General features: G+C 59.6%; 18 protein-coding genes. 7 read left to right on the top strand and 11 right to left on the bottom strand.

Features of this window, described 5'->3' with window-relative positions; translation table 11 throughout:
* Positions 1-118: 118 nt before the first annotated feature.
* The gene (locus tag ABH909_RS12930; protein ID WP_429433570.1) at positions 119-1,108 is read right to left on the bottom strand and encodes an alpha/beta fold hydrolase; all 990 of its coding nucleotides are present in this window, start codon (positions 1,106-1,108) and stop codon (positions 119-121) included.
* Positions 1,109-1,201: 93 nt separating this feature from the next.
* Positions 1,202-3,577 (bottom strand): phosphoenolpyruvate synthase, encoded by a 2,376-nt coding sequence (gene ppsA / locus ABH909_RS12925; protein ID WP_429433568.1) that lies wholly within the window; start codon positions 3,575-3,577, stop codon positions 1,202-1,204.
* A gap of 174 nt (positions 3,578-3,751) precedes the next feature.
* On the opposite strand from ppsA, the gene ppsR reads away from it, so the two are divergent.
* Positions 3,752-4,570 carry a posphoenolpyruvate synthetase regulatory kinase/phosphorylase PpsR gene (gene ppsR / locus ABH909_RS12920; RefSeq protein ID WP_007902088.1) on the top strand — a complete coding sequence of 273 codons (819 nt, stop codon included), beginning with the start codon at positions 3,752-3,754 and terminating at the stop codon, positions 4,568-4,570.
* A gap of 135 nt (positions 4,571-4,705) precedes the next feature.
* Here the strand turns inward: ppsR and prpD are convergent, their stop codons facing one another.
* From prpD to ABH909_RS12890, 6 genes are all read right to left on the bottom strand, one after another.
* The gene (prpD, locus tag ABH909_RS12915) at positions 4,706-6,190 is read right to left on the bottom strand and encodes a 2-methylcitrate dehydratase (RefSeq protein ID WP_429433566.1); all 1,485 of its coding nucleotides are present in this window, start codon (positions 6,188-6,190) and stop codon (positions 4,706-4,708) included.
* A 193-nt stretch (positions 6,191-6,383) separates the two neighbouring features.
* A complete protein-coding gene (gene prpF / locus ABH909_RS12910) occupies positions 6,384-7,574 on the bottom strand; it encodes a 2-methylaconitate cis-trans isomerase PrpF (protein ID WP_429433564.1) in 1,191 nt (396 codons plus the stop codon).
* Between the two features lie 54 nt (positions 7,575-7,628).
* Positions 7,629-10,223, bottom strand: a complete 2,595-nt coding sequence (gene acnD / locus ABH909_RS12905; protein WP_429433562.1) for a Fe/S-dependent 2-methylisocitrate dehydratase AcnD — start codon at positions 10,221-10,223, stop codon at positions 7,629-7,631.
* 205 nt (positions 10,224-10,428) lie between these two features.
* Positions 10,429-11,556, bottom strand: a complete 1,128-nt coding sequence (gene prpC / locus ABH909_RS12900) for a bifunctional 2-methylcitrate synthase/citrate synthase (RefSeq protein ID WP_429433560.1) — start codon at positions 11,554-11,556, stop codon at positions 10,429-10,431.
* 171 nt (positions 11,557-11,727) lie between these two features.
* The gene (gene prpB, locus ABH909_RS12895; RefSeq protein WP_429433558.1) at positions 11,728-12,618 is read right to left on the bottom strand and encodes a methylisocitrate lyase; all 891 of its coding nucleotides are present in this window, start codon (positions 12,616-12,618) and stop codon (positions 11,728-11,730) included.
* Positions 12,615-13,334 carry a GntR family transcriptional regulator gene (locus ABH909_RS12890; RefSeq protein WP_177319500.1) on the bottom strand — a complete coding sequence of 240 codons (720 nt, stop codon included), beginning with the start codon at positions 13,332-13,334 and terminating at the stop codon, positions 12,615-12,617. The genes prpB and ABH909_RS12890 overlap by 4 nt, the downstream gene beginning before the upstream one ends.
* A 301-nt stretch (positions 13,335-13,635) precedes the next feature.
* Between ABH909_RS12890 and ABH909_RS12885 the strand changes: the two genes are divergently transcribed.
* The 4 genes from ABH909_RS12885 (at position 13,636) to pabB (ending at position 18,308) form a co-directional block, all read left to right on the top strand.
* Positions 13,636-14,172, top strand: coding sequence for an ATP-dependent zinc protease family protein (locus ABH909_RS12885; protein ID WP_429433557.1), 537 nt, complete (start codon positions 13,636-13,638; stop codon positions 14,170-14,172).
* A 5-nt stretch (positions 14,173-14,177) separates the two neighbouring features.
* A complete protein-coding gene (locus ABH909_RS12880) occupies positions 14,178-15,713 on the top strand; it encodes an inactive transglutaminase family protein (RefSeq protein ID WP_429433555.1) in 1,536 nt (511 codons plus the stop codon).
* Entirely contained in the window at positions 15,713-16,699 is a 987-nt protein-coding gene (locus tag ABH909_RS12875) for an alpha-L-glutamate ligase-like protein (RefSeq protein ID WP_123496381.1), read from the top strand. Before ABH909_RS12880 ends, ABH909_RS12875 begins: the two co-directional genes overlap by 1 nt.
* Before the next feature lie 271 nt (positions 16,700-16,970).
* Positions 16,971-18,308: an aminodeoxychorismate synthase component I gene (gene pabB, locus ABH909_RS12870; protein WP_429433554.1), complete on the top strand. Its 1,338-nt coding sequence runs from the start codon at positions 16,971-16,973 to the stop codon at positions 18,306-18,308.
* 142 nt (positions 18,309-18,450) lie between these two features.
* Here pabB and thrH read toward each other — a convergent pair whose 3' ends face one another.
* Positions 18,451-19,068, bottom strand: a complete 618-nt coding sequence (gene thrH / locus ABH909_RS12865; protein WP_429433552.1) for a bifunctional phosphoserine phosphatase/homoserine phosphotransferase ThrH — start codon at positions 19,066-19,068, stop codon at positions 18,451-18,453.
* A 173-nt stretch (positions 19,069-19,241) separates the two neighbouring features.
* Between thrH and ABH909_RS12860 the strand changes: the two genes are divergently transcribed.
* Positions 19,242-19,982, top strand: coding sequence for a phosphoadenylyl-sulfate reductase (locus ABH909_RS12860; protein ID WP_008074131.1), 741 nt, complete (start codon positions 19,242-19,244; stop codon positions 19,980-19,982).
* Between the two features lie 147 nt (positions 19,983-20,129).
* Here ABH909_RS12860 and ABH909_RS12855 read toward each other — a convergent pair whose 3' ends face one another.
* Positions 20,130-21,053, bottom strand: a complete 924-nt coding sequence (locus ABH909_RS12855; RefSeq protein ID WP_429433550.1) for a LysR family transcriptional regulator — start codon at positions 21,051-21,053, stop codon at positions 20,130-20,132.
* Positions 21,054-21,177: 124 nt separating this feature from the next.
* Between ABH909_RS12855 and ABH909_RS12850 the strand changes: the two genes are divergently transcribed.
* Entirely contained in the window at positions 21,178-21,924 is a 747-nt protein-coding gene (locus ABH909_RS12850) for a 3-oxoacyl-ACP reductase family protein (protein ID WP_429439871.1), read from the top strand.
* Positions 21,925-22,035: 111 nt separating this feature from the next.
* Here the strand turns inward: ABH909_RS12850 and ABH909_RS12845 are convergent, their stop codons facing one another.
* Entirely contained in the window at positions 22,036-22,731 is a 696-nt protein-coding gene (locus ABH909_RS12845) for an HAD-IA family hydrolase (RefSeq protein WP_429433548.1), read from the bottom strand.
* Positions 22,732-22,775: the final 44 nt, after the last annotated feature.

The raw sequence follows: 22,775 nt of genomic DNA, 5'->3' as shown, positions 1-22,775 counted from the left end.
CTGAACGGCTGCAAACGCGCCGATCGAGTCAATCACCAAAAGTGACCAGAACCGCTTAATGCGTCATATCTTAGCCGCAAGCCGCTGCGAGCGAAATGCCCTTGTTAGAGCATCAGGCTCAAATTGCTCCGGCAAAATCCGGCTTTCCACCCAGCAAAGGCGTCTGTTGATCCGCCAGCCAACGCGCCACCAACGGCCAGACTTCTGTCTGGGCAGACTTGCTGACAAGCATTTCCACATGACCGAAATTATCGCCAAAGCCTTGCTCGCGGCCAAGGGTGATGAATTGCTTGTGCTCGGAGCCGACCTGATCGAACAGCTTGCGGCAGGCCCACGTCGGGTCCTGATGGTCGCCCGCGGCGCTCACGGCCAGCACCGGTAACCGAACCTCGGCCAAACCCGCCCACCAGTCCTTGTCGGCATCGCCAAAACGCCCGAACAGCCCGTACCAGCGCATGCTTTCCAGGGCCAGACCAATCGGCTCGTCCTCCGGGCCGCGCTTGAGGCGTGAACCTGACAGTTGAGCAAACCGCTTGAGGATCAAGCGCCCGCTCCATTCCACCGGTGGAAACTTCAACGGCCAGTAGGTGCGGCTCACCTGCGTGCCAAAAAACGCCGCGGACGCGACGACAGGCTCGCCGATGTATTCTCCACCCAGCGCCGCCGCCAGCGTAATGCCGCCCAGCGAGTGACCGATCCAGTGTGGAATCTGGCCGCTTTGCTCGCGAACGAACGCGCCAATGGCCGGCAAGTCGTAACGCGCGTAGTCGGCGACGCGGTTCTTGCGATAGTCCTGGTTGCGCTGAGACAGGCCATGACCGCGCATTTCCGGGATCCATACATCGAACCCCAGGCGCGTCAGATATGCCCCTAGCCCCAAGCCTTTGGGGGAGAACCAGAACCGTCGATTGGAAAAGCTGCCGTGCAACAGAATCACCGGCACGCCACGCACCGCCGGCTCATCGGCCAGCCCCAGGCGGGTTACAGCCAGTTCGACGGTGCCGTCGGGGCTGTTGCCGGGTTTCAAACGATAGACGTCTTCGCTCAAATCACCGCGCCGTTCGGCGCTGATCAGGGCGACAGGAAATAGGTTGCTGCTGCTTTGCATAATGCTCTTGCACAAAAAAGGGCGGCATCCAGAGGAGCCCGCCCTACTTGAGTCTTAAAGCCCCGGTCAATCGACCGAGGCTTCATTCACGAATCAGGCCGAAGCCTGACCTTCAGCCAGGAAGAACCAGGTTTCCAGTACGGAATCGGGGTTCAGCGAAACGCTTTCGATGCCCTGCTCCATCAGCCATTTGGCCAGATCAGGGTGGTCCGAAGGGCCCTGACCGCATATGCCGATGTACTTGCCGGCCTTGTTGCAGGCCTGAATAGCATTAGCCAGCAACTTCTTGACCGCAGGATTACGCTCGTCGAACAGGTGCGCGATGATCCCGGAGTCACGGTCCAGGCCCAGTGTCAGCTGAGTCAGGTCGTTGGAGCCAATCGAGAAGCCGTCAAAGAACTCAAGGAATTCTTCAGCCAGGATCGCGTTGGACGGCAGCTCGCACATCATGATCACGCGCAGACCGTTGTCGCCACGGGCCAGACCGTTTTCGGCCAGCAGATCAACCACCTGGCTTGCCTCGCCCAGAGTGCGAACGAACGGCACCATGATTTCAACGTTGGTCAGGCCCATCTCGTTGCGCACGCGCTTGAGGGCGCGGCACTCGAGTTCGAAGCAGTCGCGGAACGATTCGCTGATGTAACGCGATGCACCACGGAAGCCCAGCATCGGGTTTTCTTCTTCCGGCTCGTAGAGTTTGCCGCCGATCAGGTTCGCGTATTCGTTGGACTTGAAGTCCGACAGACGCACGATGACCTTTTTCGGAGTGAACGCAGCGGCCAGGGTGCTGATGCCTTCAACCAGTTTGTCGACATAGAAGCCAACCGGGTCGTCGTAGCCGGCAATGCGCTTGTCGACGCTGTCCTTGATGTCCTGTGGCAGACCGTCGTAGTTCAACAGCGCTTTCGGGTGAACACCGATCATGCGGTTGATGATGAATTCCAGACGGGCCAGACCCACACCAGCGTTCGGCAGCTGCGCGAAGTCGAAGGCGCGGTCCGGGTTGCCGACGTTCATCATGATCTTGAACGGCAGATCCGGCATGGCATCGACGGAGTTTTTCTTGATGTCGAAGCCCAGTTCGCCTTCGAAGATGTAACCGGTGTCGCCTTCGGCACAGGAAACGGTCACGCCCTGGCCGTCTTGCAACAGTTGGGTGGCGTTGCCGCAACCGACCACGGCCGGGATGCCCAGCTCGCGGGCGATGATCGCCGCGTGGCAGGTACGGCCGCCACGGTTGGTGACGATGGCGCTGGCACGCTTCATCACCGGTTCCCAGTCCGGATCGGTCATGTCAGAGACCAGTACGTCGCCGGGCTGGACTTTGTCCATCTCGGACACGTCCTTGATGATGCGGACCTTGCCGGCGCCAATGCGCTGGCCGATAGCGCGACCTTCCACCAGCACAGTGCCGGTTTCTTTCAACAGGTAACGTTCCATGACGTTGGCCTGGGTGCGGCTCTTCACGGTTTCCGGGCGGGCCTGCACGATGTACAGCTTGCCGTCGTCACCGTCTTTGGCCCATTCGATGTCCATCGGGCACTTGTAGTGCTTTTCGATGATCATCGCTTGTTTGGCCAGCTCGCTGACTTCAGCGTCGCTCAGGCAGAAACGGGCACGATCAGCCTTGTCCACGTCGATGGTCTTGACCGATTTACCGGCCTTAGCCTCGTCGCCGTAGATCATCTTGATGGCTTTGCTGCCCAGATTGCGACGCAGGATGGCCGGACGACCGGCTTCCAGCGTGCCTTTGTGGACATAGAATTCATCCGGGTTCACCGCGCCTTGCACGACGGTTTCACCCAGGCCATAAGCGCCGGTGATGAACACCACGTCACGGAAGCCCGACTCGGTATCGAGGGTGAACATCACGCCGGCGGTGCCGGTTTCGGAGCGGACCATGCGCTGCACGCCGGCCGACAGGGCCACCAGCTTGTGGTCGAAGCCCTGGTGCACGCGGTAGGAAATCGCACGGTCGTTGAACAGTGAGGCGAACACCTCTTTAGCGGCGCGAATAACGTTTTCGACACCACGGATGTTCAGGAAGGTTTCCTGCTGGCCAGCAAAGGAAGCGTCCGGCAAGTCTTCGGCGGTAGCGGAAGAGCGCACGGCAACGGCCATGTCAGGGTTACCGGCCGACAGCGTGGCGAACGCGGTGCGGATCTCGGTATTGAGCTTCTCGGGGAATTCGGCTTCCATGATCCATTGACGGATCTGGGCGCCGGTTTTGGCCAGGGCGTTGACATCGTCGACATCCAGCGCGTCGAGGGCGGCGTGGATCTGATCGTTCAGACCGCTCAGTTCCAGGAAATCACGATATGCCTGAGCTGTCGTGGCGAAGCCACCGGGGACCGATACACCGGCACCTGCAAGGTTACTGATCATCTCGCCCAGGGATGCGTTCTTGCCCCCCACATGCTCTACATCATGGACGCCGAGCTTATCGAGGGAAACTACGTACTCTACCAAGGTGATCTCTCCACTAACTGTGTTGGAAAAGCTCAGAAGCCGGCGGCTCGGGGGAGCATTTGCCGGCTGTATGGCCTGGACCTGGAAAATAAGTGAGAATGCAGGCCATTGGCGGCCGACAAATCGCGCCTACTATATCCAAGAATCGTCACTAGCTTAAGGCCCAAGGTGCAAATGAAACGATCTGCTTTCTTTATCTCCGATGGCACGGGCATTACGGCCGAAACCCTCGGTCAAAGCCTGTTGGCGCAGTTCGAAAACATTACCTTCAGCAAAATCACGCGGCCCTACATCGACAACGCGGATAAAGCGCGGGCCATGGTACAACAAATCAACAAAGCCGCCGAAAACGATGGTTTTCGTCCGATTATTTTCGACACCATCGTCAATCAGGATATTCGTGAGATTCTCGCAACGTCGAATGGTTTCATGATCGACATTTTCTCGACGTTCCTGGCCCCCCTGGAACAGGAGCTGACCGAGCATTCTTCCTACACCGTCGGCAAATCCCACTCCATCGGCGGCAACTCCAATTACATGGAGCGCATCGAGGCGGTGAACTTCGCCCTCGACAATGACGATGGCGCCCGCACCCACTATTACGACAAAGCTGACCTGATACTAGTGGGCGTGTCGCGCTGTGGTAAAACCCCGACGTGTTTGTACATGGCCATGCAATTCGGCATCCGCGCGGCCAATTATCCGCTGACCGAAGACGACATGGAGCGACTGCAACTGCCAACCGCCCTGCGCGCCCATCATCACAAGCTGTTCGGCCTGACCATCGACCCGGACCGGCTTACAGCCATCCGCAACGAACGCAAGCCTAACAGCCGCTATTCAAGCTACGCGCAATGCGAATTCGAAGTGCGCGAAGTGGAGAATCTGTTTCGCCGCGAGAACATTGCCCACATCAACTCCACGCATTTTTCGGTAGAAGAGATTTCGGCGAAGATTCTGGTGGAGAAAGGTGTGGAGCGGCGGTTCAAGTAGTTCTTTAGCGCCTGTCAGGCCGCCTTCGCGAGCAAGCCCGCTCCCACATTTGATCTTCAGCGAACACAGACTTTGTGTACGACACAGATCAAATGTGGGAGCGGGCTTGCTCGCGAAGAACGATAACTCGGTCTCCTAGATCACAAACAAATCCACAAACCGGTTCACCGCCGTCTCCTCAAGCCGCGCCTGGTCCTTGCACAACGCAAAGATCTCGGCACTGCGCTGAGCCGTGAAGCGTGTCGCCAGATTGGCCTTGAATTTCTCCTCCAGCAGCGCAATACCATCGATGCGGCGACGGCGATGGCCGATCGGGTATTCCACCACAACGTTCTTGGTGCTGGAGCCGTCCTTGAAGAACACCTGCACCGCATTAGCGATGGAACGTTTATCCGGCTCCAGGTATTCGCGGGTGAAGCGCGGGTCTTCGACGATGACCATTTTGTCGCGCAGCACGTCGATAATCGGATGCACCGCGTGGAAGTCGTCTTCATATTGCTCGGCCACCAGATTTCCGAACACCAAGGGTACGGCGATCATGTACTGGATGCAGTGGTCGCGGTCCGCGGCGTTGGCCAGCGGGCCGACCTTGGAGATGATGCGGATCGCCGATTCGTGGGTGGTGATGACGATCTTGTCGATTTCGTGCAGACGGTTCCTGACCAACGGGTGCAAGGTGACGGCAGCCTCGCAGGCAGTTTGTGCGTGGAACTCGGCGGGAAAGCTGATCTTGAACAGCACGTTTTCCATCACATAGCTGCCGAATGGCCGGGAAAAGCTGAAGACACGCTTGTCTTCAGGCTTGAGCGCCAGATCGTTGTTGGTATGGCTGAACAGCACGTCGTAGAACCCCCATTGTTTGGCGGTCAGCACACCGGGAATACCCATCTCCCCACGCATCGCAATGTCCGCCAGACGCACGCCACGACTGGACGCATCCCCCGCTGCCCAGGATTTACGCGACCCGGCATTGGGTGCATGCCGGTAAGTACGCAGCGCCTGGCCGTCGGCAAAGGCATGGGACAACGCCGACAGCAGTTGCTCGCGATTGGCGCCCATGAGCTTGGCGGTGACGGCGGTCGAGGCGACTTTCACCAGGATGACGTGATCAATACCGACACGATTGAAGGAATTTTCCAGCGCAATCACGCCTTGGATCTCATGCGCCATGATCATCGCTTCCAACACCACACGAATGGTCAGCGGTGCATCGCCATCGGCCAGGCGTTTTTGCGACAGGTGGTCAGCCACCGCGAGAATAGCGCCGAGGTTATCCGACGGATGACCCCATTCGGCGGCGAGCCAGGTGTCGTTGTAATCGAGCCAGCGAACGATACAACCGATGTCCCACGCCGCTTTGACCGGATCGAGACGGTAACTGGTGCCCGGCACGCGAGCGCCAAAAGGGACGACCGTGCCTTCGACGATGGGTCCCAGGTGTTTGGTGCATTCGGGAAAACGCAGCGCCAGCAGACCGCAGCCGAGGGTGTCCATCAGGCAATTGCGGGCGGTATCAAGCGCCTCGGCAGAGTCGATTTTGAAGTTGAGGACGTAGTCAGCGATGTCCTGCAGGACCGTGTCGTAGTCGGGGCGGTTGTTCAGGTCGACGTTGGCGCTCATGTTCGATTCACTCGGTCAGTGGTTCGCTGATGGGACCTCGGTTCAGGATCAATCTCTGGCTGTACTGCTTTCTTATTGTAGGAACGGGATTAAATGTAGGAGCTGCCGAAGGCTGCGATCTTTTGATTTTGCTTTTAAAAGGCAAGATCAAAAGATCGCAGCCTTCGGCAACTCCTACAGGGAGTATGTGTATTTAGAAAGAATCCCCCGGCACGCGGACGTAACCTTCCATCAATACCCGCGCACTGCGGCTCATGATGGCTTTGTTCACGGTCCATTCACCGTTGACCTGGCTGGCCTGGGCGCCCACGCGCAAGGTGCCGGAGGGATGACCGAAGCGCACAGCATTGCGTTCGATGCCGCCAGCCGCCAGGTTCACCAACGTGCCGGAAATTGCCGCCGCCGTGCCGATGGCCACCGCTGCCGTGCCCATCATCGCGTGGTGCAGTTTGCCCATGGACAGCGCGCGCACCAGCAAATCAATGTCGGTGGCAGCAATCTTTTTGCCACTCGATGCAATGTAATCCGTCGGTTTGGCGACGAACGCCACCTTCGGGGTGTGCTGACGCTTGGCCGCTTCGTCCAGATGCCCGATCAGCCCCATACGCAACGCACCGTAAGCGCGGATGGTTTCGAACATCGCCAGGGCCTTCAAGTCGCCGTTGATTGCGCCCTGCAATTCGGTGCCGGTGTAGCCGATGTCTTCAGCATTGATGAAAATGGTCGGGATGCCAGCGTTGATCAGGGTCGCCTTGAGCGTACCGACGCCCGGCACTTCGAGGTCATCCACCAGATTGCCGGTGGGGAACATCGAACCCCCGTCACCCTCTTCTTCCGCCGCCGGGTCGATGAATTCGAGCTGCACTTCGGCTGCCGGAAAGGTCACACCATCGAGTTCGAAATCGCCGGTTTCCTGCACTTCACCGTTGGTGATCGGTACGTGGGCGATGATGGTCTTGCCGATGTTGGCCTGCCACACGCGCACCACCGCCACGCCGTTGTGCGGAATGCGGCTGGCGTCCACCAGGCCATTGCTGACCGCGAATGAACCGACCGCTGCCGACAAGTTGCCGCAGTTGCCACTCCAGTCGACGAAAGGCTTGTCGATGGAGACCTGCCCGAACAGGTAATCGACGTCATGGTCGGCCTTGCGGCTTTTCGACAGGATCACGGTTTTGCTGGTGCTGGACGTCGCACCGCCCATGCCATCGATTTGCTTGTCGTATGGGTCGGGGCTGCCGATCACGCGCAATAACAACGCATCGCGAGCCGGCCCTGGAATTTGTGCCGCTTCGGGCAGGTCTTTCAGGCTGAAGAACACGCCTTTGCTGGTGCCGCCACGCATGTAGGTGGCGGGGATTTTAATTTGAGGTGCGTGAGCCATGATGTTCCTTTTAGGATCGGGCGAGACCGCATGGCCCCGCCCGAACTCGTCGTATTAAACGGCAACCGCCGATTCTTCGAGGAAGTCCTGAGCGAAACGCTGCAACACGCCGCCGGCCTCGTAGATCGACACTTCTTCGGCGGTGTCGAGGCGGCAGGTCACCGGTACTTCGACGCGTTCGCCATTCTTGCGATTGATCACCAGCGTCAGCGTCGCACGCGGAGTGCGGTCGCCGATCACATCGTAGGTTTCGCTACCGTCGATGGCCAGGGTGTGGCGATCGGTGCCCGGCTGGAATTCCAGCGGCAGCACGCCCATGCCCACCAGGTTGGTACGGTGGATGCGCTCGAAACCTTCAGCGGCAATCGCTTCCACACCCGCCAGACGCACACCTTTGGCTGCCCAGTCACGGGACGAACCCTGGCCGTAGTCGGCGCCGGCGATGATGATCAGCGGCTGCTTGCGTTCCATGTAGGTTTCGATCGCTTCCCACATGCGCATTACCTGGCCTTCCGGCTCGACGCGAGCCAGGGAACCCTGCTTGACCTTGCCGTTTTCCCGGACCATTTCGTTGAACAGTTTCGGGTTGGCGAACGTCGCGCGCTGCGCGGTCAAGTGGTCGCCGCGGTGCGTGGCGTAGGAGTTGAAGTCTTCTTCCGGCAGGCCCATTTTCGCCAGGTATTCACCGGCGGCGCTGTCGAGCATGATCGCGTTGGAAGGCGACAGGTGATCGGTGGTGATGTTGTCCGGCAACACCGCCAGCGGGCGCATGCCCTTGAGCGGACGAGCGCCGGCCAGCGCGCCTTCCCAATACGGCGGACGACGGATGTAGGTACTCATCTCGCGCCAGTCATACAGCGGCGTGACCTTCGGACCGGTGTCTTCGTGGATGGCGAACATCGGGATGTACACCTGACGGAACTGCTCCGGTTTCACCGAGGCCTTGACCACCGCGTCGATTTCTTCGTCGCTCGGCCAGATGTCTTTCAGGCGGATTTCCTTGCCGTCGACCACGCCAAGCACATCTTTTTCGATGTCGAAACGGATGGTCCCGGCAATGGCGTAAGCCACCACCAATGGCGGCGAAGCCAGGAACGCGTTTTTCGCGTACGGATGAATGCGCCCGTCGAAGTTGCGATTACCAGACAGCACGGCGGTGGCATACAGATCGCGGTCAATGATCTCTTGCTGAATCACCGGGTCCAGCGCGCCGGACATGCCGTTGCAGGTAGTGCAAGCGAAGGCCACGACGCCGAAGCCCAGTTGCTCCAGTTCTGTAGTCAGCCCGGCTTCATCCAGATACAGCGCCACGGTTTTCGAACCCGGCGCCAGCGAGGATTTGACCCATGGCTTGCGGGTCAGCCCGAGCTTGTTGGCGTTGCGCGCCAGCAGGCCAGCGGCAATCACGTTGCGTGGGTTGCTGGTGTTGGTGCAACTGGTGATGGCGGCGATGATCACCGCGCCATCCGGCATCTGGCCAGGCACGTCGTCCCACTGGCCGGAGATACCTTTGGCGGCCAGATCCGAAACCGCCACACGGGCATGCGGATTGCTCGGGCCGGCCATGTTGCGCACGACGCTGGACAGGTCAAACGTCAAGCCGCGCTCGTATTGCGCCCCCTTGAGGCTGTCAGCCCACAGGCCGGTGGTCTTGGCGTAATTCTCGACCAGTTGCACTTGCTCGTCTTCACGGCCGGTGAGTTTCAGGTAGTCGATGGTCTGCTGGTCGATATAGAACATTGCCGCCGTGGCGCCGTATTCCGGGGCCATGTTGGAGATGGTCGCGCGGTCGCCCAGGGTCAGCGCCGAAGCACCTTCACCGAAGAATTCCAGCCAGGCGCCGACGACTTTTTGTTTGCGCAGGTATTCGGTCAGCGCCAGCACCATGTCGGTGGCGGTGATGCCCGGTTGCAGCTTGCCAGTGAGTTCGACACCGACGCTTTCCGGCAGACGCATCCACGATGCGCGACCAAGCATCACACTCTCCGCTTCCAGGCCACCAACACCAATGGCGATCACGCCCAGCGCATCGACGTGCGGGGTGTGGCTGTCGGTGCCGACGCAGGTATCGGGGAAGGCCACGCCATCACGCACCTGGATCACCGGCGACATTTTCTCCAGGTTGATCTGGTGCATGATCCCGTTGCCCGGTGGGATCACGTCGACGTTCTTGAAGGCTTTTTTGGTCCAGTTGATGAAGTGGAAACGGTCTTCATTGCGACGGTCTTCGATGGCGCGGTTCTTCTCGAACGCTTCCGGGTCGAAGCCGCCACGCTCGACGGCCAGCGAGTGGTCGACGATCAATTGCGTCGGCACTACCGGGTTCACTTGCGCCGGGTCACCACCTTGCAGGGCGATGGCGTCGCGCAGGCCGGCGAGGTCGACCAGCGCGGTCTGGCCGAGAATGTCGTGGCACACCACGCGGGCCGGGAACCAAGGGAAGTCGAGGTCGCGTTTGCGCTCGATGAATTGCTTCAGGGATTCTGTAAGCGTGGCCGGGTCGCAGCGACGCACAAGGTTTTCCGCCAGCACGCGGGAGGTGTACGGCAGGGTGTCGTAGGCGCCTGGCGAAATGGCCTCGACCGCCGCGCGGACGTCGAAATAATCCAGATGGCTGCCGGGCAGCGGTTTGCGGAATTTTGTATTCATCGTCAGGACTCGGTCACGGTGGTTTCAAAGGGTGGGGTCTGGCGCGGCTACTGAACTGAACCCAATCTAATGTGGGAGCGGGCTTGCTCGCGAAAGCGGTGTGTCAGTCGAAATCAATGTTGGATGTCAGTCCGTCTTCGCGAGCAAGCCCGCTCCCACACTGGTTCCCGGTTCATTCAGTAACCAGCGCGGTAGCCCCCACCATTCAGCGTTGTTCGATTGGCACGAACTTGCGCTGTTCGACGCCGACGTATTCGGCGCTCGGGCGGATGATGCGGTTGTTGGCACGCTGTTCGAACACATGCGCCGCCCAGCCGGTCAGGCGCGAGCAGACGAAGATTGGCGTGAACAACTTGGTCGGAATGCCCATGAAGTGGTACGTCGACGCATGGTAGAAGTCGGCGTTCGGGAACAGTTTCTTTTGTTCCCACATGGTCTTGTCGATGGCTTCGGACACCGGGAACAGCACCGTATCGCCCACTTCGTCGGCGAGCTTTTTCGACCAGGCCTTGATCACCTCGTTGCGCGGATCGTTGTCCTTATAGATCGCGTGGCCGAAGCCCATGATCTTGTCTTTGCGCTCGAGCATGCCGAGGGTGCCTTTGATCGCCTCTTCGGGCGACGAAAAGCGTTCGATCATTTCCATCGCCGCTTCGTTGGCGCCGCCGTGCAGCGGGCCGCGCAGGGAGCCGATGGCCGCCGTGATGCAGGAATACAGATCCGACAGCGTCGAGGCGCACACCCGAGCGGTGAAAGTCGACGCATTGAACTCGTGCTCCGCGTAGAGGATCAGCGAAACGTTCATCACTTTGACGTGCAATTCGCTCGGTTTCTTGTCGTGCAACAGGTGCAGGAAATGGCCGCCGATGCAGGCTTCGTCGGTCACGCAATTGATGCGTTTGCCGTCGTGGCTGAAGCGATACCAGTAGCACATGATCGCCGGGAAGGCGGCCAACAGGCGGTCGGTTTTGTCGTGTTGCTCGGAGAAGTCTTTCTCCGGCTCGATGTTGCCCAGAAACGAGCAACCGGTGCGCATCACGTCCATCGGATGAGCGTCGGCGGGGATGCGTTCCAGCACTTCTTTCAGCGCTTGCGGCAGGTCACGCAGCTTGCTCAGTTTTTGGGTATAGGCAGCGAGTTGTGCCTTGGTCGGCAGTTCGCCGTACAGCAGCAGGTAAGCCACTTCTTCGAATTGTGCGTCAGCCGCCAGTTCGCGAACGTCGTAGCCGCGATAGGTCAGGCCGGCACCCGACTGGCCCACGGTGGACAGTGCGGTTTGCCCGGCAACCTGGCCACGGAGCCCGGCGCCACTGAGTACTTTTGCTTCGGCCATTGCTGTCTCCAGTTTTTCTTGAATTTGTCAGGGAATCGGCAAATTGTGTTTCATCAGGTTCTTTGGGTGATGCCGAAAAGATCGCAGCCTACGGCAGCTCCTACATCGACCGCGTTCGACGACATTCCTGTAGGAGCTGTCGAGTGAAACGAGGCTGCGATCTTTTGATCTTTATTTCTTTGCAGCAAACAACGCATCGAGCTTCTGCTCGAAGGTGTGGTAATCGATGCGATCGTAAAGCTCCATGCGCGTTTGCATGGTGTCGATCACGTTCTGTTGTGTGCCGTCGCGCCGGATCGCGGTGTAGACGTTTTCCGCGGCTTTGTTCATCGCGCGGAACGCCGACAGCGGGTACAGCACCAGCGACACGTCGGCAGCGGCGAGTTGCTCGGTGGTGTACAGCGGCGTCGCGCCGAATTCGGTGATGTTGGCCAGGATCGGCGCTTTCACGCGGCTGGCGAACAGCTTGTACATGTCCAGTTCGGTGATGGCTTCCGGGAAGATCATGTCGGCACCCGCCTCGATGCACGCCGCGGCGCGATCCAGTGCAGATTCAAGACCTTCCACCGCCAGGGCGTCGGTGCGCGCCATGATCACGAAGCTGTCGTCGGTGCGGGCATCGACGGCGGCTTTGATGCGGTCGACCATTTCCTGCAGCGAGACGATCTCTTTATTAGGACGGTGACCGCAGCGCTTGGCGCCGACCTGATCTTCGATGTGAATCGCCGCCGCGCCAAACTTGATCATCGACTTCACGGTACGGGCAACGTTGAACGCCGAGGAACCGAAACCGGTGTCCACGTCCACCAACAGTGGCAAGTCGCAGACGTCAGTGATGCGCCGCACGTCGGTCAGCACGTCATCCAGACCGGTAATCCCCAGGTCAGGCACACCGAGGGAGCCGGCAGCCACCCCGCCACCCGACAGGTAAATAGCCTTGAAACCGGCACGCTTGGCCAGCAGTGCGTGGTTGGCGTTGATCGTGCCGACCACTTGCAGCGGATGTTCGCTGGCGACCGCATCGCGGAAACGCTGGCCTGGAGTGCTCTTGTTGGAACTCATGACTCACCTCGTTCAGTGGCTGTCGGGTTAGCACCGTCTTGATAGTGACGGGCGATATTGCGTTTGGAGGCGCCGATGTGACGGCGCATCAACAACTCGGCCAATTCACCGTCACGGTCGGCGATGGCATCGAGAATTCGGTGGTGTTCGGCAAATGCCTGGCGCGGCCGATTGGGCGTGGTGGAAAACTGGATGCGGTACATGCGCACCAGCTGATAGAGCTCGCCGCACAGCATCTGGGTCAGGGTGCGGTTGCCGCTGCCCTGGATGATCCGGTAATGAAAGTCGAAATCGCCTTCCTGCTGGTAATAACCGACACCGGCCTGAAACGCCGCATCGCGCTCGTGGGTTTCCAGCACCCGGCGCAGTTCGTCGATTTCTTCGACCGTCATGCGCTCAGCCGCCAGACGGCACGCCATGCCTTCCAGGGATTCGCGAATTTCGTAGAGTTCCAGCAGTTCGGCGTGGCTCAGCGACACAACCCGCGCCCCGACGTGCGGCACGCGAACCAGCAGGCGCTGGCCTTCCAGACGGTGAATCGCCTCACGCAGCGGCCCGCGGCTGATGCCGTAGGTGCGCGCCAGCTCCGGCTCGGAGATCTTGCTGCCCGGGGCGATCTCGCCCTTGACGATGGCCGCCTGAATACGTCGGAAGACGTTTTCGGAAAGTGTTTCCGAGTCGTCCTGAATCGTGACCGGGGGATCGAGTTGATCCAGCATATTGTCAACACCTTTAAAACCAATGCCGCAAAAACTAGCGAATATAGCCGGTCACGTCAAAGGATAATTCGATATTGTCGACAATCGTCTAATAACCACCCTGCACCATAAGGAAGCAACACCTCAAGTTATAGCCGTCGGCCAACGCTGGCGCCATAAACCCACCGTGCTAGAATGCCGCCCGCATTTGCTTGTCATCTGCATTGCCTGTCATAAACAGCAGACAGGCATACGAGGGAGCTTGTGCAGTAATGCCAGGGCCTTGAATTGAAGAACGGACCGCTGCGCACCAGGATTTATGAGACTCAAGCCCTTCACCACATTCCTTTGTCTTTTTGGCCTGCCAGGTTTCGCCGCGGCAGGGGAAAAGACTGTGTACGGCCTCAATGAGTACGCTTCGCTGAACGGCATCAATCTGGAAGTCGCCGCCAAACTCGACACCGGGGCGAAAACCGCTTCGCTGAGTGCCCGTGACATCAAACGTTTCAAACGCAATGGCGAATCCTGGGTGCGCTTCTATCTGGCTATCGACGCCGCGCATTCGCACCCGATCGAACGACCGCTGGCCCGTGTCAGCAAGATCAAGCGCCGGGCCGGTGACTACGACCCGGAAGAAGGCAAGAAGTACACCGCCCGTCCAGTCATCGAGCTGGATATCTGCATGGGATCGGCTTTACGCAGCATCGAAGTGAACTTGACCGACCGCAGTGCCTTCCAATACCCGCTCCTGATCGGCTCCGAAGCGCTCAAACGTTTCGATGCGCTGGTCGACCCCAGTCTTAAATACGCTGCTGGCAAACCCGCCTGCGCCACCGACGCACATACCGCAGAGTAATTCCAATGCGCTCTCTTACCCTCCATCTGAAACTGCTGATCGCCATCCTGGTGGTGCTGGGCATTTCAGTTACGGCCTATCAGATTTTCGTGCTCGGGATTCCGGTGACCGAAGACGCTACCGACGACTTGTGGAACATCGACGCCAAGGTCGAGTTCGTCGCCAACGCCAAGGATCCGATCAAGATCCAGATGTTCGTGCCACCGCTGAGCCGCGACTACGTGAGCCTCAACGAGAGTTTCATTTCCAATAATTACGGCGTGGCGGTGAACCGTGTCGACGGCAACCGCAAGGTCACCTGGTCGGCACGTCGGGCCAAGGGCAACCAGACCCTTTATTACCGACTGGTGCTGACCAAGCGCTACAGCGGCGAAAAATCCAAGGCCAAAGGTCCGACTTTCCGCGACAGCATCGCCGTCGAAGGCCCGGAAAAAATCGCCGCCGAAGCCCTGCTCGCGCCGATCCGCCAACACTCGGCCGACGTCGAAACCTTCATCGGCGAAGCCATCAAGCGCGTCAATAACCTCAACGACGACAACGTGAAACTGCTGCTGGGCGGCGATCCGTCCACCGCGAACAAAGCCAAAATCATCGAACTGGTGCTGTCCATCGCCCACGTGCCGATCGAAAAGGTCCACACCATTCGCCTGGTGGCCGATCAACCACAGATGCCTGAACTCTGGTTGCGCAGCTTCAACGGCACCGACTGGCTGTACTTCAACCCGGAAACCGGCGAACAGGGCTTGCCCACCGACCGCTTGCAGTGGTGGACCGGCGATGAAAACCTGATCACCGTCGATGGCGGCAAAAAAGCCAACGTCACCTTCAGCCTGAACAACAGCGAAATGAACGCCATTCGCCTGGCCAAGCTGACCGACGAAAATTCCGACGCCAACTTTCTCGAATACTCGCTGTACGGCTTGCCGCTGCAAACCCAGCAGACGTTCATGATCATGGTGATGATCCCGATCGGCGTGCTGGTGATCCTGATTCTGCGCAACCTGATCGGCATTCAGACACTCGGCACTTTTACCCCGGTGTTGATCGCCCTCGCCTTCCGGGAAACCCAGCTCGGTTTCGGCATCGTGCTATTTACGATCATCACGACGCTGGGGCTGTCGCTGCGCTCCTATCTTGAACATTTGAAGCTGCAAATGCTGCCGAGGCTTTCGGTGGTGCTGACCTTCGTGGTGGTGCTGATCGCGGCGATCAGCCTGTTCAGCCACAAACTCGGCCTGGAACGCGGCTTGTCGGTGGCGCTGTTCCCGATGGTGATTCTGACCATGACCATCGAACGCCTGTCGATCACCTGGGAAGAGCGCGGGGGCGGCCATGCCATGAAAGTGGCGATCGGTACCCTGTTCGCAGCCTCTTTGGCGCACCTGATCATGAGCGTGCCTGAGCTGGTGTACTTCGTGTTCACCTTCCCGGCGATCCTGCTGATTCTGGTGGGCTTCATGCTGGCCATGGGTCGCTATCGCGGTTATCGCCTGACCGAACTGGTGCGCTTCAAGGCTTTCCTCAAGAAGGCTGACGCCTGATGTTCGGTCTCTGGAAAACCTGGAAAGCCCTGGAGGCCCGGGGCATCATGGGGATCAATCGGCGCAACGCAGACTACGTGCTCAAGTACAACAAGCGCAGCCTGTACCCGATTGTCGATGACAAGATCATCACCAAGGAACGCGCCATCGCCGCCGGCATCCACGTGCCGGAGCTGTACGGCGTGATCTCCACCGAGAAGGAAATCGACAACCTCAGCGAGATCATCGGCGGGCGCACCGATTTCGTGGTCAAACCGGCCCAGGGCGCCGGCGGTGACGGCATTCTGGTGATCGCCGACCGCTTCGAGGGCCGCTATCGCACGGTCTCGGGCAAGATCATCAGCCACGAGGAAATCGAGCATCAGATTTCCAGCATCCTCACCGGCCTGTACTCGCTCGGCGGTCACCGTGACCGCGCGCTGATCGAATACCGCGTGACCCCGGACCAGATCTTCAAAAGCATCAGCTATGAAGGTGTGCCGGACATTCGCATCATCGTGCTGATGGGCTATCCGGTGATGGCCATGTTGCGTCTGCCGACTCGCCAGTCCGGCGGCAAGGCCAACCTGCACCAGGGCGCCATCGGCGTCGGTGTCGATCTGGCCACCGGCCTGACATTGCGCGGCACCTGGCTGAACAACATCATCAATAAACACCCGGACACCACCAACGCCGTGGACGGCGTGCAACTGCCCTACTGGGACGGCTTCATGAAGCTCGCGGCCGGCTGCTATGAGCTGTGCGGGTTGGGTTACATCGGTGTCGACATGGTGCTCGACCAGGAGAAAGGGCCGTTGATTCTTGAGCTTAACGCCCGGCCCGGCTTGAACATTCAGATCGCCAACGACTGTGGCTTGACGTTACGTACCCATGCGGTCGAAGCGCGGCTGGAAGAATTACAGGCCCGCGGGATAATCGAAACCGTGGAGGAACGCGTGGAATTCGTTCAGGAAATGTTTGGGCATATTCCTGCGGTTGAGGGCTGACCTGTGGCATCTTTGTGGCGAGGGAGCTTGCTCCCGCTTGGCTGCGCAGCAGTCATAAACCGGTCCCCTCGGTTTTTCTGAAAATCGAGGGATTGAGTTTGGGCCTGCCGCGCAGTCCGACGGGAGCAAGCTCCCTCGCCACAGGCAAGCCCCTCGCCACAGAGTGCAATCACCCGCTGCCAATGTATCTCTTGCCGACATCCCCTCTAGGAGCAAATCCCGCAGAGGACTACAATCGCTCCCCCGCCTCGATGGCTGATCTGCCCCGCCCATGTTGACCTGTTCCGTACACCCGCTGCCCTATCGCGCCAACCCCGCCGAATACTTCGCGGCGATTCGTCATGCGCCCGGTGCCGTGCTGCTCGACAGCGGTCGGCCGAGCGCCGAGCGTGGGCGTTATGACCTGCTCAGCGCCTGGCCGCTGGAGCAATTGGCCGTATTACCGGATGAAAGCGGCAGCCATTTCCTGCAACGCCTTCGCGACATTCTGACGCGACTCGGCGAAGCCACTGTTCCTTTCGATCTGCCTTTCGCCGGTGGCTTGATCGGTTATCTGAGCTATGACTTCGGCCGGCATCTGGAAAACCTGCCGAGCCAGGCGCGGGACGACCTGCAATTGCCTGACGCACGTTTCGGGCTGTACGACTGGGCCCTGATCAGCGATCACCACCTGGCCACCAGCCAACTGGTGTTCCACCCGGCGCTAATCGACAGCGAGCGGCAGCGGCTGCTCGAATTGTTCACACAACCTGCATCTCAGAAAATCGAGCCGTTCAAACTCGACAGCCCGATGAGCGCCGACCTGAGCGCCGACGACTATCGACAAGCCTTCGAACGCATTCAGCAGTACATTCAGGCCGGTGACTGCTATCAGGTCAACTTCGCCCAGCGCTTTCGTGCGCAATGCCAAGGCGATCCATGGGCCGCGTACTGCGCGCTGCGGGCGGCGTGTCCGACACCTTTTTCCGGCTTCCAGAGCCTGCCCGACGGCGACGCCGTGCTGAGCCTGTCGCCAGAGCGTTTCGTCAAAGTCAGTGAGCGCCACGTCGAAACCCGCCCGATCAAAGGCACCCGTCCCCGCGGCCTGACTGCAGTCGAAGATGCGGCGAACGCCGCCGAACTGCTGGCCAGCCCCAAGGACCGCGCGGAAAACCTGATGATCGTCGATTTGCTGCGCAACGACCTCGGCCGAACCTGCCGCATCGGCTCGGTGCGGGTGCCGGAGTTGTTCAGTCTGGAAAGCTATCCGAACGTGCATCACCTGGTGAGCAGCGTGACCGGCGAGCTGGCGGACGACAAGGATGCGCTGGATTTGATCGCCGGCAGCTTCCCCGGCGGCTCGATTACCGGCGCGCCGAAGATTCGCGCGATGCAGATCATCGATGAGCTGGAACCGACCCGTCGTGGATTGTATTGCGGTTCATTGCTGTACCTGGACGTGCGCGGCGAGATGGACAGCTCCATCGCCATCCGCAGTTTGCTGGTCAAGGATGGGCAGGTGTGCTGCTGGGGTGGTGGCGGGATCGTCGCGGATTCGGACTGGCAGGCGGAATATCAGGAATCGATAACCAAGGTGAAGGTGCTGCTCGATACACTGAAAAATCTCTGATATCGCACTTTTATGTGGCGAGGGAGCTTGCTCCCGCTGGGGTGCAAAGCGCCCACAAACCCGACATCGCATATCGTCAGATATAACGCATGCGACTGCTGCGCAGTCGAGCGGGAGCAAGCTCCCTCGCCACAGATAGGGTTTACAGGCTCAGATTGCGATTCGAAGCCTTGATGAACTCCTGCTTCAACTCCGCAAAGCTGTGCACCGCCGGGAACTGTGGAAACTCGCGAATCACATTGTCCGGTGCATGGAACAGAATCCCGGCATCGGCCTCGCCCAGCATCGTCGTATCGTTGTAGGAATCTCCCGCCGCGATCACCCGGTAGTAGAGGCTCTTGAACGCCAATACCGACTGCCGCTTGGGATCTTTCTGACGCAACTGATAACCCGTGACCCGACCGGCATCGTCGGTAATCAGACGATGACAAAGCAAGGTCGGGAAGCCCAGTTGACGCATCAGCGGTTGGGAGAACTCGTAAAAAGTGTCCGACAGAATCACCACCTGAAAGCGCTCACGCAGCCAGTCGACGAATTCGCTGGCGCCTTCCAGAGGCTTGAGCGTGGCGATCACTTCCTGGATATCGGAAAGCTTCAGGCCGTGCTCGTCGAGAATCCGCAGGCGCTGCTTCATCAACACGTCGTAGTCGGGAATGTCCCGAGTGGTGGCCCTGAGGGAGTCGATCCCGGTTTTTTCGGCAAAGGCGATCCAGATTTCCGGGACCAGCACACCTTCAAGATCCAGACAGGCAATTTCCACAAGACACTCCCATTTTGTACTGTTTATTGAGTCGAGCGAGCAAAAGGACTGCCGAACTCTAGCGGCTTGCCCTCCTCCGTGCAACGCAGAGGGCGCACCAGCCGCCGCAGGATTTTGTTACCATCGGCGCATATAGAGCGCCCAGCGCCACCGACCTGTAGGAAGCCGCCCTGATGAGCCCATCGTTCGATGTCGTGGAACTCGCCACGACCTATGCCAACAAATCCGCCCAGGACATCCTGAAACTCGCGTTCGCCGAGTTCGGCGATGACTTGTGGATATCTTTCAGCGGCGCCGAGGATGTGGTGCTGGTGGACATGGCCTGGAAGCTGAACAAGAACGTCAAGGTATTCAGCCTCGACACCGGCCGCTTGCACCCCGAGACCTACCGCTTCATCGAGCAGGTGCGCGAGCACTACAAGATCGATATCGAAGTAGTATCGCCGGACTACACCAAGCTTGAACCTTTCGTGAAGGAAAAAGGCCTGTTCAGTTTCTACAAGGACGGTCATGGCGAGTGCTGCGGCATCCGCAAGATCGAGCCGTTGCGTCGCAAGCTATCGGGCGTGACCGCCTGGGCCACCGGCCAGCGTCGGGACCAGAGCCCGGGCACCCGTAGCGCGGTCGCGGTGCTGGAAATCGATACCGCGTTCTCCACCCCGGAACGCACGCTGTACAAATTCAACCCGCTGGCGCAAATGACCAGCGAAGAGATCTGGGGCTACATCCGCATGCTGGAGCTGCCGTACAACAGCCTGCATGAGCGCGGGTTCATCAGTATTGGTTGCGAGCCTTGCACCCGTCCGGTATTGCCCAACCAGCATGAGCGCGAAGGTCGTTGGTGGTGGGAAGAAGCCACGCAGAAAGAATGCGGGCTGCATGCCGGGAACATCATCAGCAAATCCAAGGCTTAAAAATCACAGTCTTAAACCGCGTTATCGTTCATCGCGGGCAAGCCTCGCTCCCACAGGTTTTGTGTCGCTCACATCATTACGATACGACTCAAAACCCTGTGGGAGCGGGCTTGCTCGCGAAGGCCGCACCTCGGTTCTAAATCAGACTCACAGCGCACTGAACCGCTGCCCCAATCCCCGCTCCGCAAACTGCTCAATGATGAAATCGACAAATGCCCGGGTCTTGCCCGGCAGCAGTTTGTGTTCGGCGTAATAAATGGAAATGTTGCCGTCGTCGACGTACCAGTCAGGCAACACCCGCTGCAACGTCCCCGCCTCCAGATAACCCACGGCAAACGGCATGCTCACCAGCGCAATGCCCAACCCCTGAGCCGCCGTGGCGCAGGCGGCTTCCGAATCGCTCATGGTCATCCGCGCCTTGAGCGTCAGCGGGCTGTGTTGCCGGGCGCGACTGGTCAACTGCCAGGAACGCACGCGTCCCGTCTGCGGCGAGCGTATCAAGATGCCGTCATGGTATTTGAGGTTGTCGGGGTCGACGATCGCCTCGTGCTTCGCGAGGTACTCGGCTGAAGCCACCAAGACCCGATGGGCCGGCGTCAGCTTGCGCGCCACCACCCCTTGGGGCAGTTCGAATCCGCCACCAATCGCCGCATCGAAACCCTGGCCGATCAGGTCGACCTGACGGTTATCGAAATGCCAGTCCGGGTTGATCGCCGGAAAGCGCCGCAGAAACTCGCCCAGCAACGGCACGATGTACAAACGCCCGAACACTGTGCCCATGCTGACTTTCAATGTGCCGGCGGGACGTCCTTCGGCGCTGGCCAGGTTGGCCACGGCATTCTGGATGGTGTGCAGGCTGGCACTGACTTCGCCGAGGAACAGCTGACCGGCCTCAGTCAGCGTCAGGCTGCGCGTGCTGCGCTGGAACAGCCGCACACCCAGTCGCGCCTCCAGCTTGGCAACGCTCTTGCCCACCGCCGCCGGTGTCAGGCTCAAGCGCCGCGCCGCTTCGGCAAAGCTGCCAACCTCGGCGCTACGCACAAAGCATTCGATACTGCTGAAGGTTTCCATAAGCGCCACTATAAACTTCTGGTTTACACAGACTATAGCAATGACGGTCTACCCGCTGGGTAATGCGAAGCCGATACTCGACTCCGACAACAAGGCAGCCCGCCTTGAATTTCTGGAGATCGACATGACCACTCAACACCTCAGCGGTAAAGTAGCTCTGATTCAAGGCGGTTCACGCGGCATCGGTGCTGCCATCGTCAAACGCCTGGCCGCCGAAGGCGCTACCGTCGCCTTCACTTACGTCAGCTCCACCGCCAAAGCCGAAGAGTTGCAAAACAGCATCACCTCCGCAGGTGGCAAAGCCCTGGCCATCAAGGCCGACAGCGCCGATGCCGTCGCCATTCGCAATGCCGTTAATGCCACCGTCGAAGCCTTTGGGCGGTTGGACATTCTGGTCAACAATGCGGGCGTTCTGGCCGTCGCACCGCTGGAAGACTTCAAACTCGAAGACTTCGACCGGACCTTGGCAATCAATGTGCGCAGTGTGTTCATCGCCACTCAGGAAGCCGCCAAACATATGACCGAAGGCGGTCGCATCATCAACATTGGCAGTACCAACGCCGAGCGCATGCCCTTCGCCGGTGGTGGCCCGTACGCCATGAGCAAATCGGCGCTGGTCGGCCTGACCAAAGGCCTGGCCCGCGATCTCGGCCCCCGGGGTATCACCATCAATAACGTGCAACCGGGCCCGGTCGACACCGACATGAACCCCGCCAGCGGCGACTTCGCTGAAAGCCTGATCCCGCTGATGGCTGTGGGTCGTTACGGCAAAGTGGAAGAAATCGCCAGCTTCGTCGCTTATCTTGTCGGCCCCGAAGCCGGCTACATCACCGGCGCCAGCCTGACCATCGACGGTGGTTTCGGCGCCTGATTCAGGTCACTGTGGGAGCGGGCTTGCTCGCGAAGGCGTCGTATCAGTCGACATTGATGTTGCCTGACACTCCCTCTTCGCGAGCAAGCCCGCTCCCACATCAGATAGGTGTTAAGCCCACTCAAGTGCCGGCAGGCCACATGCGCTGGGTTTGAACGCCTTCAACGTACGAAGAATGCCATCGGCGTGTGCGTACTTTTCGTCGGCCATGGCCGCATCCGGGATCGCAATCGCCGTCATTCCCGCCGCTTTCGCTGCCGTGACACCGAACGGCGAATCCTCGAACACCAGGCAATCCTCGGGCGCGACACCCAGGCGCCGCGCCGCCGTCAGGAAGATATCTGGCGCCGGTTTGGCCGCCCCCACTTCCGGGTCGTCAGCGGTGACGATGAAATCGAACAGCGCGAACCACTCACGGTGCAAGGTGGTTTTCTCGCCGAACGACTGACGTGAAGAACTGGTGCCCACCGCAATAGGAATGTTGTTGGCCTTCAAGTGCCTAACCAGCTCCTCTGCGCCAGGCATCGCCAGCGCCGTCGGGAAACGCTCGCGCATCAGCGGTTCGCGGATCACCAGAAATTCTTCGGCTGTAATTGGCAGGTCCAGCGCCTCGACCACATAGCGCGCCAGATCACCCGCGCCACGACCGATGATGTTCTGTTTGACGCTCCAGTCGAAGGTCCGGCCATAACGCTCGGCAATGATGGACGTGACCTCGGTGTAAATGCCCTCGGTATCCAGCAACAAGCCGTCCATGTCGAAAATCACGGCCTTGATCGGGCCGAACTCATCCAAGGGTGCATTCATCGCATCTGATCCGTCTTCTCATGACATCCCAAGGAGCAGCTGAA

It is taken from the genome of Pseudomonas sp. BS3782 TE3695, from assembly GCF_050435305.1.
GTDB lineage: Bacteria > Pseudomonadota > Gammaproteobacteria > Pseudomonadales > Pseudomonadaceae > Aquipseudomonas.
This window is presented reverse-complemented; position numbering and strand designations above follow the sequence as displayed.

Excerpts from the sequence above, each read along its gene's own strand:
- ABH909_RS12930 (WP_429433570.1), bottom strand. The coding sequence starts at position 1,108 with ATGCAAAGCAGCAGCAACCTATTTCCTGTCGCCCTGATCAGCGCCGAA.
- ppsR (WP_007902088.1), top strand. The coding sequence starts at position 3,752 with ATGAAACGATCTGCTTTCTTTATCTCCGATGGCACGGGCATTACGGCC.
- prpD (WP_429433566.1), bottom strand. The coding sequence starts at position 6,190 with ATGAGCGCCAACGTCGACCTGAACAACCGCCCCGACTACGACACGGTC.
- prpF (WP_429433564.1), bottom strand. The coding sequence starts at position 7,574 with ATGGCTCACGCACCTCAAATTAAAATCCCCGCCACCTACATGCGTGGC.
- acnD (WP_429433562.1), bottom strand. The coding sequence starts at position 10,223 with ATGAATACAAAATTCCGCAAACCGCTGCCCGGCAGCCATCTGGATTAT.
- prpC (WP_429433560.1), bottom strand. The coding sequence starts at position 11,556 with ATGGCCGAAGCAAAAGTACTCAGTGGCGCCGGGCTCCGTGGCCAGGTT.
- prpB (WP_429433558.1), bottom strand. The coding sequence starts at position 12,618 with ATGAGTTCCAACAAGAGCACTCCAGGCCAGCGTTTCCGCGATGCGGTC.
- ABH909_RS12885 (WP_429433557.1), top strand. The coding sequence starts at position 13,636 with ATGAGACTCAAGCCCTTCACCACATTCCTTTGTCTTTTTGGCCTGCCA.
- ABH909_RS12880 (WP_429433555.1), top strand. The coding sequence starts at position 14,178 with ATGCGCTCTCTTACCCTCCATCTGAAACTGCTGATCGCCATCCTGGTG.
- ABH909_RS12875 (WP_123496381.1), top strand. The coding sequence starts at position 15,713 with ATGTTCGGTCTCTGGAAAACCTGGAAAGCCCTGGAGGCCCGGGGCATC.
- pabB (WP_429433554.1), top strand. The coding sequence starts at position 16,971 with ATGTTGACCTGTTCCGTACACCCGCTGCCCTATCGCGCCAACCCCGCC.
- ABH909_RS12860 (WP_008074131.1), top strand. The coding sequence starts at position 19,242 with ATGAGCCCATCGTTCGATGTCGTGGAACTCGCCACGACCTATGCCAAC.
- ABH909_RS12855 (WP_429433550.1), bottom strand. The coding sequence starts at position 21,053 with ATGGAAACCTTCAGCAGTATCGAATGCTTTGTGCGTAGCGCCGAGGTT.
- ABH909_RS12850 (WP_429439871.1), top strand. The coding sequence starts at position 21,178 with ATGACCACTCAACACCTCAGCGGTAAAGTAGCTCTGATTCAAGGCGGT.
- ABH909_RS12845 (WP_429433548.1), bottom strand. The coding sequence starts at position 22,731 with ATGAATGCACCCTTGGATGAGTTCGGCCCGATCAAGGCCGTGATTTTC.